General features: G+C 36.2%; 12 protein-coding genes. 2 read left to right on the top strand and 10 right to left on the bottom strand.

All coding sequences use genetic code 11. From position 1 onward, the window contains the following. Positions 1–64: 64 nt before the first annotated feature. From QKW49_RS24250 to QKW49_RS24225, 6 genes are all read right to left on the bottom strand, one after another. A complete protein-coding gene (locus tag QKW49_RS24250) occupies positions 65–1066 on the bottom strand; it encodes an asparaginase (protein WP_282865204.1) in 1002 nt (333 codons plus the stop codon). Between the two features lie 152 nt (positions 1067–1218). After that, positions 1219–2634 (bottom strand): Na+/H+ antiporter NhaC, encoded by a 1416-nt coding sequence (nhaC, locus tag QKW49_RS24245; protein ID WP_282865203.1) that lies wholly within the window; start codon positions 2632–2634, stop codon positions 1219–1221. 234 nt (positions 2635–2868) lie between these two features. Beyond that, on the bottom strand, positions 2869–4227 hold the full coding sequence (locus QKW49_RS24240; RefSeq protein ID WP_282865202.1) for a sigma-54 dependent transcriptional regulator: 1359 nt from the start codon (positions 4225–4227) through the stop codon (positions 2869–2871). A gap of 3 nt (positions 4228–4230) precedes the next feature. Then, complete coding sequence (locus QKW49_RS24235) at positions 4231–6246, bottom strand: transporter substrate-binding domain-containing protein (protein WP_282865201.1); 2016 nt, start codon at positions 6244–6246, stop codon at positions 4231–4233. Between the two features lie 353 nt (positions 6247–6599). After that, a complete protein-coding gene (locus QKW49_RS24230; protein WP_282865200.1) occupies positions 6600–7787 on the bottom strand; it encodes a pyridoxal phosphate-dependent aminotransferase in 1188 nt (395 codons plus the stop codon). A gap of 23 nt (positions 7788–7810) precedes the next feature. Beyond that, positions 7811–9070 (bottom strand): Glu/Leu/Phe/Val dehydrogenase, encoded by a 1260-nt coding sequence (locus QKW49_RS24225; RefSeq protein ID WP_282865199.1) that lies wholly within the window; start codon positions 9068–9070, stop codon positions 7811–7813. A gap of 339 nt (positions 9071–9409) precedes the next feature. On the opposite strand from QKW49_RS24225, the gene QKW49_RS24220 reads away from it, so the two are divergent. Beyond that, complete coding sequence (locus tag QKW49_RS24220; RefSeq protein WP_282865198.1) at positions 9410–9835, top strand: Lrp/AsnC family transcriptional regulator; 426 nt, start codon at positions 9410–9412, stop codon at positions 9833–9835. 162 nt (positions 9836–9997) lie between these two features. Here the strand turns inward: QKW49_RS24220 and QKW49_RS24215 are convergent, their stop codons facing one another. The 4 genes from QKW49_RS24215 to QKW49_RS24200 all read right to left on the bottom strand — a co-directional run bounded on the left by QKW49_RS24215 (position 9998) and on the right by QKW49_RS24200 (position 12797). Beyond that, a complete protein-coding gene (locus QKW49_RS24215) occupies positions 9998–10462 on the bottom strand; it encodes a chemotaxis protein CheW (RefSeq protein WP_282865197.1) in 465 nt (154 codons plus the stop codon). 73 nt (positions 10463–10535) lie between these two features. Continuing rightward, positions 10536–11585, bottom strand: a complete 1050-nt coding sequence (locus QKW49_RS24210; protein ID WP_282865196.1) for a PocR ligand-binding domain-containing protein — start codon at positions 11583–11585, stop codon at positions 10536–10538. 321 nt (positions 11586–11906) lie between these two features. Next, positions 11907–12455, bottom strand: a complete 549-nt coding sequence (locus QKW49_RS24205; protein WP_282865195.1) for an NADH peroxidase — start codon at positions 12453–12455, stop codon at positions 11907–11909. Positions 12456–12539: 84 nt separating this feature from the next. Then, positions 12540–12797, bottom strand: a complete 258-nt coding sequence (locus tag QKW49_RS24200; protein ID WP_282865193.1) for a hypothetical protein — start codon at positions 12795–12797, stop codon at positions 12540–12542. A gap of 213 nt (positions 12798–13010) precedes the next feature. Between QKW49_RS24200 and QKW49_RS24195 the strand changes: the two genes are divergently transcribed. Further along, positions 13011–13439, top strand: a complete 429-nt coding sequence (locus QKW49_RS24195; protein ID WP_282865192.1) for a hypothetical protein — start codon at positions 13011–13013, stop codon at positions 13437–13439. The last annotated feature ends 54 nt before the right edge of the window (positions 13440–13493 follow it).

The following is a 13493-nucleotide window of genomic DNA, read 5'->3' as shown; positions in this document are numbered from 1 at the left end:
ATAGAATTAGTAAAAAAAGAAGTGCCGATCTCTCGACACTTCTTTTTCCCACTGAGTTTACAAACTATGCACTGATATCTCCCAGCACCGGCGTTTCAATAAAATACTTAATATCATCCATATTTTCAAAATTACCCAAAGCCCACATGAGCTTTGCTATAATCGCTTCGATATTCATATCCCCTGCACAAATCACCGCATTTTTTGCAAGTTCTTGCCCTACTTCGTATATCCCTAAATCAATTCCCTCTTCAAGGCATTGGGTAGTAATCACTACCACTACTCCCGACTCAATGAGCTCTTTTACTTTCTCAACAATATTATATTCCTGGGAGGGAATTCCTCCAATACCGAAGCTCTCAATAATGACCCCTTTATAGTGATTCTTCACAAAGTCAAAGATATCCGGTTTAATCCCTGTAAAAAGCTTAATGACCATGATATCGGTACATAAGGAAGTTTGCAGCTTAAACGGTTTGCTCGCATCTACCTTTATTATCTCATGAATATCCTTGTTAAAGGTAACCTTCCCCAGTTTTATTTCTGCAACATACGGGGAGTTTATACTTTCAAAAGCATTCATGCTGCGAGTCCTGATTTTTTTTGCTCTGGTTCCATTAATAATTTTTCCGTCAAAAGCGACAAATATCCCCGGCATCCCTTCAATGGCAAATCTTATCGCATCGGATATATTCTTCTTCGCATCGGTATACAATGCCCCTATAGCTATTTGCGAACCGGTTACAACAACTGTTTTCTTGATGTTTTGCAGCATATATGATAATGCTGCTGACGTGTATCCCATTGTATCGGTTCCATGCGTCACGACAAACCCGTCATATTCATGATAGTTCTCATAAATTGTTTGGGCAATTTTTATCATCATATTGGGACTCATATTGGTACTATCGATATTCATGATAAGTTTACCACTAATATCGCATATATCCTTTATCTCAGGCACCAATGCTAATAATCCTTCCGCATCAAAGGAAGGAGATAAGCCATGCTCACTTTCAGAAGATGCAATGGTCCCTCCGGTAGCAACCAATAGTATTTTTTTCATATTCATACACTCCTCTTACTTAAAATCATTTATTAAATAAAAGTTCGGCGTTATTATGCCCCTTCATTTTTGTATTTTCAATCATAGCAAATAATAAACGAAAGGGACTGAAATCCCTTTCGCTCAAATTTTTCTTTATACATTCAAAATGCTTACATTGCACTCTCTACTGCAGGTTCTGACCTTTGACCATTTGCTTTCCACATAAACTTACCGGTAAAACCAAAGAAAATGGTTACTGCTATGCATGCAAAAGACAACCACATATACGGCAAATATTGAAGCGTCGCCACCCCTAAAATAGTTGTCATGTAAATACCATTGTCGCTCCATGGCACCATACCGGACGTTAACGTGCCTCCAAACTCGGTATTTCTTGAAAGTACTCTCCTGTCATACCCTAATTCATCATACTTTTGTCCCATGATTTTAGGAGTCAAAATTAATGAAACATACATTGCGCTGCCGAATAAATTTCCAAGGAAACCAACGATGACTGTAGTTACGGTTAAAGCCCCCCCTGTTTTAATACCTTTTTCTACTTTCTGCGCAATCACCTTTAATATCCCTATTTGATCTAAAAGACCGCCAAAGCCCAAACCAAAAAGAATAATTCCAACTGACCAAAGCATAGAGCTCATGCCTCCGCGGCCTAAGATATTATCTATGAATTCCAAACCTGTGTTTTTCGGTATTTGAGCCCAAGCTGTTTGGATTGCGTCAACCGGTGATAATCCCTGGAACAGTATACCCCAGACAATTCCTAATACTGCCCCCAGCGTAATGACCGGAATCGACGGCATCCTCATTGTTAACAGTACCAGTACCACTATCATTGGAATCAAGCTAAGAATGCTGACATTGAACATACCATCAATTGCACTCATCACTGCGCTAACCTTGCTTAAGTCCGCAACACTGCTGCCAACAACAGTAAACCCGGCAATCGTATATGCTATAGCCGCAAGAATATACCCTATAATAGAACCTGGCATCATACCTTTAACATGGTCGATCACATCAACACCCGACATAGAAGCAGTCAATATGGTACTATCCGATAAAGGAGAGAGTTTGTCTCCAAAATACGCACCGGAGAGTACCGCACCTGCTGTTAATGGTGCCGGCACACCTAATCCCGCTCCGATTCCCATCATAGCAATACCTGCTGTTCCGGCTGTTCCCCAGGAAGTCCCTGTTGAAAGAGAAGTAATAGAACAGATAATCAATGTAGCCAACAAAAAGATGGATGGATGAATCATTTTTAACCCGTAATAAATTAAACTCGGAACAATACCACCCGAAATCCATGTTCCGACAAGTGCACCCACTGCCAACAGAATGATCACTGCGTCCAAACCATTATAGATACCTTTCGTGATGGCCTTTTCCATGTCTTTGTATGAATGTCCTACCATTTTACCTACAAGCAAGGCTAGAAACCATCCCCCGAATATCGCCAGATGAATTTCAATCTTTAAAGCTGTGAAAGTAAAAGCGAGTACAAGAAAGCCACCTAATACTAAAAATGCTTGCCACAGCGACGGTAATTTAACATTTTCCGACATAACATAAGTCCTCCTCTTTTATATATATTTTTTTAAAATGGCTATGAAGTATTAATGAATACTCCTTCCTGATACATATATAAAGCAAATTTCATGCCAGCTTGTACAATAGGGATTTTTTTTAGCCATTTACGCCCTTTTAGCTTATATTTGAGGAACAAAAAAAGATATAACTTTTAAAAAGCTATATCTTTGAGAAATTTTTTTCCATATGACTGTGAAATTTTTTTCACACTATTTTAAATTATACTCTGTGATTTTATTAAATAGCTGCCTTCTGCTGATATCTAATTTTCTGGCTGCTTCCGAAATGTTATAATTGCATAGTTCAAGTACTTCCGCAATATATTTGGCCTCAAATTCCTTTCTTACATCTTTAAAAGGTTTGACTTCAGTAATTTCTTGATTCAAACTCGTGATTTTCTTGTACTCCGGCAAATCACTTTCTTTAATTAGCCCATTTTCCGACAAAACCACTATCCGTTCAATGATGTTTTTCAATTCCCTGACGTTCCCCGGATATTCATAAGAGAGAAGGAAGTTTAGTACGCCCTTCTCAATTTCATTCACTTTCTTTTTAAGTTCAACTTCCGACCTTTTAAGGAAAAAGTCTATTAAGTCCTGGAGGTCTTCTTTTCTATCTCTGAGAGGAGGGATTTCTATTGTAATGGTACTGATCCTGTAAAATAGATCTTCCCGAAATGTACCATCTAATATTGCCTTATGCAAATCTCTATTTGTGGCACAGATAAGCCTATAATCCACATTGATAGACTTATTGCTTCCAATCCTCTCAATGGTTTTTAGTTCAATGGTTCTTAAAAGCTTCACTTGCGTACTGAGAGATATTTCACCTACCTCGTCTAAAAAAAGCGTACCTCCATGGGCTGCCTCGAATCTTCCTTTTCTCTTATCCACGGCACCGGTAAAAGATCCTTTTTCATGACCGAATAGCTCCGATTCAAGGATATTATCCGATAATGCATGACAATTCACAGGTATAAAACACCGGTCTTTCCTGTCACTGCAGCGATGAATATAGTCTGCAAAAACCTCTTTTCCAACGCCCGATTCTCCCAATATTAGAATATTCACATTGCTTTTTGCTGCTTTTTCAGCGATATCCAGCACTTTTTCAAATGCCCTGCTCTTGGTTTTCAGCATGAAGTTAGGGTCTTCCTGCCGGCTCCTCAATACTTCATTATCATCTTCCAAGCACACCAGCTTCTTTACTTTTCGTATTTCAATTAACAGCTCCTCCGGATCATGACTTTTGATAAAATACCTAAACGCGCCTTTCTTCATTGCTTCTACCGCATTTTGGATGGTTCCGTATCCCGTTACAATAATGACCTCGGTTTCAACATATTTTTCCTTAATTTGTTCCAGCAGTTCAATACCGCCCATTTCTTGCATGATTAAATCGGTTAATACCAAACTGAAATTATTTTTTCTCAATTTTTCAAGTGCTTCTTTTCCACTGCAAGCCGTTTCAGCGGTATATCCATTGTCCTCCAGTATCATCTGAAAAACTTCTCTATATTCTTTTTCATCATCCACGATCAGTATATTGAAGCCGGTATTGTCTTTCATATGCTATGCTTCCTCCCTTAAAGGCAGTGTAATATAAAATGTAGTACCCTCGCCCTGTTTACTGGAAACTTTAATATCTCCTGCAAACTTTTGCACTTCATTATATATGATATATAACCCAAGTCCAGTCCCTTGCCCAATAGGCTTTGTAGTGAAAAAAGGATTAAATATATTTTCCAAATCTTCTGTTTTTATACCAATTCCCGTGTCTGAGCATGAAATAGAGAGTATGTCTTGTTTTTTTTCACATCGTATTGTCAATACTCCTCCATCCGACATGGCATCAATTGCGTTAGAAATCAAATTTATAAGTATATGCTTGATAGATTCTTGATTGACATAACAAACAATATCCTCATCACATATAATCTCTTCCCGAATGTTCTTCTTTGCCATCACTTTATATTCTAACTTTATGATACTATCCACCAGACCTCGAATACTCACATTTTCCTTTTCATTTCCTGATATCCTTGAAAAGTTAAGCAGATTTTCTATAACATTACTGGCTTTTTCAACCGAAGTTTCGATCACATTGACTGCCTTTTTGCTAGTATGTTCCTCCATACTTATGTTTTTCTTTAGGAGATAACAGTAATTTCTTATTAAGCCCAGTGGATTCCTTATTTCATGCGCTACCCCCGCTGCCAATTGACCTATCGCCGCCATTTTATTGGAATGCAAGAGCTGTTGCTCGCTTATTCTGATATTTGTTACATCTTTAATCATGATGAGCGCCCGGTGCGTATTTTCCAACTTATCTTTAAGTGGAAAAACGGTGGTTTCATATATTTTACTCCCATGCCAAAACTCATTTTGAAAGCTCTTTCCTTCAATGAATGTCTTTTTTATAATACACGTATCACAATCGGTACATAAAAATTCAGGAAACTCGATGCAGTTTTTTCCAATAATCTCCTTCTTATCAGATTGCATTAATTCACAAAAAGATTTATTAATATCAATGATATCGCAGTCTTCATTTACTACAATCATTAAGTGTGTCAAACCATCAAAAGTTGTTTCCAAATCGTTTCTACTAATGAATAACTCCTCGGTTCTTCTTTCAACCTCTTTCTTTAATTGATGATTCCATGAGTAAAACAAGTAAAATCCGAGTAAAATAATTGTAATGAATATTTCGATAACCAATCCTATCTTTTCGTACTCTCGCTGCTTTATAAAAGGCGCCGATATACCAAACCATTTTTGTTGTATCTTCAACATCGTATTTTTTTTATTAAGATTATAAATACCTTTATTAATGATGTTGAGAAGCATTTTCTCTGATTTAGGGATTGCTAATATACATTCTTTCTCATAAATCGGGTTCTCTAATATCTTAAATTCATTTTTTAAATTTAATTTGTCAATCAAAAAGCTTATGACCGGCTCATCTCCAACAACCGCACTTACTTTCCCTTCTTTTAAAAGCATAATACCTTCATAATAGTCGGGTACATATGCATAATGAATATTATCCACTTTTGAATTTAAAAATTCAATAACATAATCTCCTTTTTGAGCCGCGATGGCCGCATCTTTTAAGTCTTTATAGTCATAAATTTCATGTTGATCCTTAGGAACCAATATAACACCTTTTTGATTATATATAGGTTTTGAAAACAAATAGTGTTTTGCTCTCTCTTCTGAAGGGTACATATCGGAAATATCTGTTTCACCTTTTGCCAAACTTTCTAATGCCTGCTCCCAGACCAGTGGCTTAACCTTTATCTCATGTCCCAATTCGATGGACAGCGCTCTTATATAATCTATAGTAATACCTTGGTATTGCTTGGTTTCCTCATCTACATACCTTAGGGGAGGCGCGTTATTATCCGAACCATAGATAATATCTCCGTGCATATCTAACCATTCCCGCTCCTCTTCGGTTAACGTATCAGATTTGCCGAAGAATTCAAGAAGATTCATATTATATGCGATATTCAAAAAACTATTGATAAACACAAGAGTTAGCAAAATTAATATCATAATAATGTAAACGATTCTCTTTTTCATATAATAAGATTCCTCCTGCTCTCTGTTCAGACCGTCTGCAAATATTGATCATGATAAGTGTTGTATATCAGCAGCTTTAAATAATATTATATCATTTTTTGCACATATGAAAAGAATCTCTTCAACAGCAAAATATATTACATATAGCAAAAACCTTATTATTGAGAGCAAATCATAATCATCCGCATTCTCAATAATAAGGTTCACCACCTCCTCGTATCTTCTATTTTACATTTCCATCTGCAATTCTTTCTGTTTTATCTCTAAATCTATCTTGCAATTCATACAATATTTCTCTTCTGATTTTATCTTTCTTCCGCATTTGCAGCACCTATACATTATACCCTCCTCCTTTAAATTAGAGCCTTTTGAATTCTGTCTAAACCATCCTTTATGTTGTCCATTGACGTAGCATAAGATAATCTGATAAACTCATCTGTCCCAAATCCGGAGCCGGGAATGACAGCAACTTTTGCACTACTTAATAAATATTCTGCCAAATCCATGGAATTTTTGATTGTAACACCATTTAATTTCTTTCCAATGACTTGAGAAATATTCACCATCACATAGAAAGCCCCTCTGGGCATCCTGCACGATAAATGCCTTATCGAATTAATCTTTTTTACCATATATTCTTTTCTTTCGGAAAAGGCATTTACCATATCGGCAATCACTGCCTGGTCACCCTTTAGTGCCTCTATACTGGCATATTGTGCGATGGTATTCGGATTGGATGTTGCGTGACTTTGTATATTTGCCATCATTGCAGCAATCTCTTTATTCGCCGCTGCATAGCCAATCCTCCATCCCGTCATTGCGTAGCATTTTGACATTCCATTTACAACAACTGTTAAATCTTTTATTTTATCTCCCAGAGAAGCGATACTGATATGCTTGCCTTCATATACTAATTTTTCATATATTTCATCTGCAATGATATAAATGTTGTGTTGTACGGCTATTTCCGCGATTTGTTTTAAGTCTTCTTCCGAATATACCGTACCCGTCGGATTATTTGGACTATTAAGTATAATTGCTTTTGTCTTAGGTGTTATGGCAGAAGCAATACTTTCTTTTTTGTATTTAAAATCGTCCTTTTCCTGCGTTTCGACAAATACAGGAACAGCATCAGCCAGCTTAACCAGCTCAGGATAGCTAACCCAATAAGGCAAAGGTACTATTACTTCGTCTCCGGGATTACATATTGCCAAAAGCGCATTATGTAATGAATGCTTCGCGCCATTTGATACTACGATATTCTCCGGTGTGTATTCCAGTAGGTTGTCATTCTTCAATTTTTCGCATATGGCTTCTTTTAAATTCTGCAGCCCCGAAGCAGCCGTATATCCTGTCATACCATCTTCAATCGCTTTTATGGCCGCCTTTCTGATATTTAACGGCGTTTTAAAATCCGGTTCTCCAGCACCAAAATTTATGATATTTTCTCCATCCGCTTTCATTTTTTTTGCTTTTGCATCAATCGCTAAGGTTACAGATGATGATATCGCTTTATGCTTTTTTGATAAATCTCCGTTCATTACACTTTCCCCCTAGTATCTTTCTAGAACCATCCTCTTAATTTCATTGGCATCGCAAGACTTTTAATGGAAAGCATATAGGCAGCTTTTCTCATATCCACATGATGTTCTTGCATCATATTTATAACCTTTTCAAATGCGTCTACCATCTTTATCTCTTGCTTCTCCTGGACTTCATTAAAATTCCAATAATAGTTATGCAAGTTTTGTACCCATTCAAAATAAGATACGGTAACCCCGCCGGCATTTGCTAAAATATCCGGAACAATGAACACACCTTTTTCCAATAATACTTTTTCCGCTTCCGGCGTTGTCGGTCCATTTGCACCTTCACAAATAATTCCGGCTTGTATTTTATCTACATTCTCACTAATAACAGCGTTTTCCAAAGCACAAGGTGCAAACACATCACAAGGCTGACTAAAAATATCATTCCTATTTAATTCCTCGGCTTCTCCGCCAAACCCTGAAATAGTTTTATTTTTCGCTGCATACGCCATGATCGCTTTGATATCTAATCCATTTTGGTTTGCCAAGCAGCATGATACATCCGATACGGCCACAACCGTAGCACCTAATTCCTGCAAGTACATTGCGGTATAACTACCCACGTTTCCGAATCCTTGTACTGCTACTTTTAAGTCTTTTATATCTAAGCCTCTGAATTTCGCTGCTTCTCTCGCCATCAGCGCAACACCATAACCGGTAGCTTCTTTTCTAGCCAGACATCCGCCAAACTCAACAGGCTTTCCTGTAAAAGCTGCAGGCAGCGTTTGTCCTACACCTCTCAAATGGGAGTATTCATCTACCATCCACGCCATGGTTTGACCATTCGTATTTACATCAGGTGCAGGAATATCTCTTCTTTCTCCAATAATTGGAGCAATGGCTCTTACATAACCTCTGGATAGTCTTTCAAGTTCCCCTATCGATAGTTCACTTGGGTCAACAATGATGCCGCCTTTCGCTCCACCATACGGTAATCCCATGACTCCACATTTAAATGTCATCCAAGTCGCCAATGCCTTTACTTCATCTTCGGTTACATTCTGATGAAAACGAATTCCACCTTTAACCGGACCCGGTGCATCGTTGTGCTGAACCCTATATCCTTTAAATGTTTCAACTTTTCCATTATCCATTTTAACGGGTATCGTAACTTCCAAAACTCTTTCAGGTTCACTAAGCAATCTATATACCGCTTCATCTTCACCTAATGCATCACATGCTTCTTTCAATTGTTGTTGCGCAATTTTAAACGGATTTAAAGTTTTTTCAGCCATATTAAGCCCCTCCCTTTTAATAAACACTCACAGAAACTTTTTCGTTTTATTTCCTTGGATAAACAACGTTGTTCACTACAATCCAATAATATCTCGTGATCTTATTTAAGTAAATGGATTTTATAAAACAACTTATTATATTAACTTAACATGGATGTCATTCTTATATTATAAAGTTAAAATCCTATTTTCTTTTATATAATAAATATTGTTTATTTTAAATAGTGCTTTATAAATACAGATTTGATATAATAAATCATGTGTATAATTTCGTTTTATTTACAAAAAATTCGGTATTTTGAAAGCAATAAAGTTACATTATTTCAGGAGGAACCCTCAATGGATTCTATAGACTATCGTATTATAAGGCTGCTCCAAAAAAACGGAAGATTATCAATGAAAAAACTAGGTGAACTGGTTTCTTTGACTCCTCCGGCTGTGGCCGAACGCGTAAAGAAACTCGAAGAAACCGGTGTGATTTGCGGATATCGAGCCGTTATTAACCCTGAAAAACTTGGTAAGATCATAAAAGCTGTCGTAAATATCTCTATGAAACCTGAAAAACGCAATGAATTTTTAAAATTGGTAGCTGAAAATCCTAATATCGTTGAATGCCATCATGTAACCGGCTCATATTCAATGACTATTAAAGCAATCTTTAAAGAAACCGTTGAACTGGAATCATTGATTGGAAAACTGCAGCAGTTCGGGCATACAGAGACTCTCATCATTTTATCCAGTCCTCTTGAATATAAACCCATATAATTGATTCTTTAATGCAAAAAACGTTTCCATATCATAACTGGAAACGTTTTTCCGATTAGTATTTTCCCTATTGACCGAATAATTGGATTAGATTGATATGTCCATGTGATTTGTTAGCCATAAGTATTTCTTGCTATAGTCTTAACATATTTGTTCCAAACATTATAGATAATCTGTGTGATTGATTGTCAAGATTTCTTCATTATGGAAAACTTTATTTAAATCCAGTATAATTACAATCTTACTGTCTACCTTGGCAAAACCTTTGATATAATTACATTTACCTTCACTTATAAGATTGGTTGTTTTCTCAATATCACTTTCATCTATTTTGAAAATATCTGTTACATCATCAACGATAAAAGCAAAATCGCCTTTTTCGATTTTAATAATAACCAGTTTCGCATCCGCTTCAACGGCTACATTGCTATAATCGAACTTTTTACGCAAGTTGAATACGGGATAGACTGTACCCCGTATATTTATTAAACCCTCAAGGGTAGCTTGCGCGTTAGGCAAAGGTAATATTTTTAAGTTTTTTATCTTCAGTATTCCATTAATAAAATGTATATCTATACCAAACTCATTGCCATCCACCTCAAAAACAACTATCTGTTTTTTTGCCAATGCAACCACCTTACTTTCATATTTCTAAAATTTTTAATCGTCTTTAAATATTCCTAATATACCCTTTCAACGATTACCGTTTAGCTGCTAATTCACTAAGGTGACCTGAAAGGCTGGAGATATCTTCTATAGCTTTTGCTAAGCTTTGCATTGCTTCCTCTTGTTGTTTTGTTATTTGAACAGTTGAAGAACTCATACTGCTCGTACTATCTACCGAGTTCTTAATCTGATGTGTAAAGTGTTTTATTTTATTTACAGTATTCTTTGATTCACTGGATAGCTTCCGTATTTCCTCAGCCACTACGCTAAATCCCAATCCGAATTCTCCTGCTTTAGCGGCTTCTATTGCAGCATTCAGACCTAGAAGACGTGTTTCATCTGCAATATCTTTAATAGCTTCGGTCACGTCGTCTATTGCTTCCGAAACATCATTAACATTACCAATTTCTGTATTTAGTTCTGTTTGGGTTCTAAATACTTCTTCTGCAGATGCTGTTAATTCTTCAATAGTAGACATAATCTCAAGGACATTTTCATGCAGAACTGATGACATCTTGGTCAATGTGTATCTTTGTGCACCTATTTTTGACAGCTCTGTAGCAAATATATATAGTAAATTAGCAGCATCCTTTATTTGCTGTTCCGGTACAATTTTAACTTTACTTAAAGCATCTAGATAGTCATTAGGATCTACTCCAATCTCACGCGCTATATTTATAAATTTTTCTTCATCCGGTTTAGCTGATAGAACCTGCCCCCCAGCAAATGTTCCAATTCGCACACCGTTCAAAGTAATAGGCGCAGCAAAATCGATTAATCCATTCTCGCAATAATAAACTGCCGGTTTTTCTGTTCTTGTTGCCTCTTCAGCTCCCTTTTTGTCACTTCTATTACACCGTTTGCAGCCTTCGGGATTTCCACGGTTGAGCTTCATACAAAAATCTGTGAAATTTGTAGGCTTAGTAATACCATTATTATTCTTATCAAGTACCAAAGCTGCAACACCTATAGCGTTAGAAAATGCATCTTGAAATCTCTGTAAGAAATCCAAATCAAAAACGTCTAGAATATCAATGTCTTCTGTTACTAACCCAGTCGAAATCACTTTATTATCTCTTATCATGACCGATCCCTCCATATACTTAATAGTAAAGCTATACCTGCTATAATTCGACATTTTTCTCCAAAATCCTTCTTTTTTTGACATTCTGTTTTTGAATTTGCTTTCTGAAAAACCACAGAAACATTTTGTGACTGTTTTTGTATTTCAATAAAAAAAGAGTAATGAAAACTGGCTAAAAAGTAGTCTTCGTTACTCTCAGATAATTTTTTAATACTTCAATATGAAACATATCTTTAGTTTATCCACTGCTAAAAAAAATTTTCATAAAGCAATCAAATACATTAATTATAAAGATATTTCCAGCAATATTGATATGCTTTATTATTTTCCGAAATAGCGTTCCAATAATCCTTTGAATGCCATTCCATGTCTTGCTTCGTCTTTACACATTTCATGAACTGTATCATGAATTGCATCATAGTTAAGCTGTTTTGCTTTTGTAGCAAGGTCTTTCTTACCGCTACAAGCGCCAAATTCCGCTTCTACTCTTAATTGAAGGTTCTTCTTTGTATCCGCATGCACCACTTCGCCTAGAAGTTCCGCGAATTTTGCTGCATGTTCCGCTTCTTCAAAAGCGATTCTCTTATATGCTTCAGCAATTTCAGGATATCCTTCTCTGTCTGCCTGACGGCTCATCGCAAGGTACATCCCTACTTCAGTACATTCTCCCATAAAATTGGCTTTAAGCCCTTCGATTACTTCAGGGTCAATATCTACCGCAACTCCGATTCTATGTTCATCGGCCCACTGCATGGTGCCTTCTTCCTTCTCGTTGAATTTTGATGCAGGAGCCTTGCATTGTGGGCACTGTGCCGGTGGCTCATTTCCTTCATGGACATATCCGCAAATTGAACATACAAATTTTTTCATTATAAAAACACCTCTCATAGAAATTTATTATTAATAATTACTTATTGTTATTACCCATGTTAACAAAACCAGTAACAAGTTTTTTTAAAATACCATTTTTTTCACTACAACGCTATCAATCTTTGCAAGTTTGTCTTCCAGTTCACCGATTTCTTTTTGAACATCTTCTATAAACTCTAATAATACCAATCCTTTTCTGCTGCATGCTTGTGTTTCTTTACTGGCTTCATGCAATCCGATTCTTGTTTTGATAATACACCCGTTTTCAGTAAGCAATTTTTGTACTTCCAGTGCATCGTCCACGCGAGACCCGATTTCAATACCCATTATAATTTTTGACATCTTTCTACCTCCAGTCATGATTTCTTTTAACGAATAATTATTTACCACTATCTTTCTAATAATAATCATCATTTTAAAAATATTTATCTTACTTTTCAATAATTTATTATTTACTGAAAGTTAATGCGCTCTAATACATATTTTTGCTGTTGCCAAACGCATAGAAAGGTATTATGATATAGTATGGAATAAAATCAAAAAGGAGAAATAAAAGTGTTTTTTTATGTTATATCCATCACACTTGTCATTGTATCTAATCTATTCTACCAATTGATTCAGAAGCTAACGCCGCACAATGTGAATCCCATGGTAGCCATGATTATTACATATATGACTGCAACCATTACCTGCTTTATTGCACTGGGGCTTTTTCCTATGAAGGAAAACTTTATAGACGCTTTTAGGAGATTGAATTGGACCAGCTATGCGCTCGGAGTAGCAATCGTCGGCCTTGAAATAGGATTTTTACTAGCTTATAGATCCGGTTGGAATATCAGTTACACCGGACTTTTTGCCAATGTTATTGTAGCATTAATATTAATACCCATTGGCATAATGATTTTTAAAGAAAACATTACTATAATCAATAAACTCGGCATCTTCCTATGCATTGTTGGACTGATTGCAATGAGTCATAAATAAATAACCTATATAATGCATTCATTGCCAAACGTCTAATAAAGTATTATGATATAA

Origin of the sequence: Petroclostridium sp. X23 (assembly GCF_030013905.1) — a bacterium.
GTDB lineage: Bacteria > Bacillota > Clostridia > SK-Y3 > SK-Y3 > X23.
This window is presented reverse-complemented; position numbering and strand designations above follow the sequence as displayed.

What these genes read in the sequence shown, in the direction of transcription:
- QKW49_RS24250 (WP_282865204.1), bottom strand. Translation starts at nt 1,066, where the DNA reads ATGAAAAAAATACTATTGGTTGCTACCGGAGGGACCATTGCATCTTCT.
- nhaC (WP_282865203.1), bottom strand. Translation starts at nt 2,634, where the DNA reads ATGTCGGAAAATGTTAAATTACCGTCGCTGTGGCAAGCATTTTTAGTA.
- QKW49_RS24240 (WP_282865202.1), bottom strand. Translation starts at nt 4,227, where the DNA reads ATGAAAGACAATACCGGCTTCAATATACTGATCGTGGATGATGAAAAA.
- QKW49_RS24235 (WP_282865201.1), bottom strand. Translation starts at nt 6,246, where the DNA reads ATGAAAAAGAGAATCGTTTACATTATTATGATATTAATTTTGCTAACT.
- QKW49_RS24230 (WP_282865200.1), bottom strand. Translation starts at nt 7,787, where the DNA reads ATGAACGGAGATTTATCAAAAAAGCATAAAGCGATATCATCATCTGTA.
- QKW49_RS24225 (WP_282865199.1), bottom strand. Translation starts at nt 9,070, where the DNA reads ATGGCTGAAAAAACTTTAAATCCGTTTAAAATTGCGCAACAACAATTG.
- QKW49_RS24220 (WP_282865198.1), top strand. Translation starts at nt 9,410, where the DNA reads ATGGATTCTATAGACTATCGTATTATAAGGCTGCTCCAAAAAAACGGA.
- QKW49_RS24210 (WP_282865196.1), bottom strand. Translation starts at nt 11,585, where the DNA reads ATGATAAGAGATAATAAAGTGATTTCGACTGGGTTAGTAACAGAAGAC.
- QKW49_RS24205 (WP_282865195.1), bottom strand. Translation starts at nt 12,455, where the DNA reads ATGAAAAAATTTGTATGTTCAATTTGCGGATATGTCCATGAAGGAAAT.
- QKW49_RS24200 (WP_282865193.1), bottom strand. Translation starts at nt 12,797, where the DNA reads ATGTCAAAAATTATAATGGGTATTGAAATCGGGTCTCGCGTGGACGAT.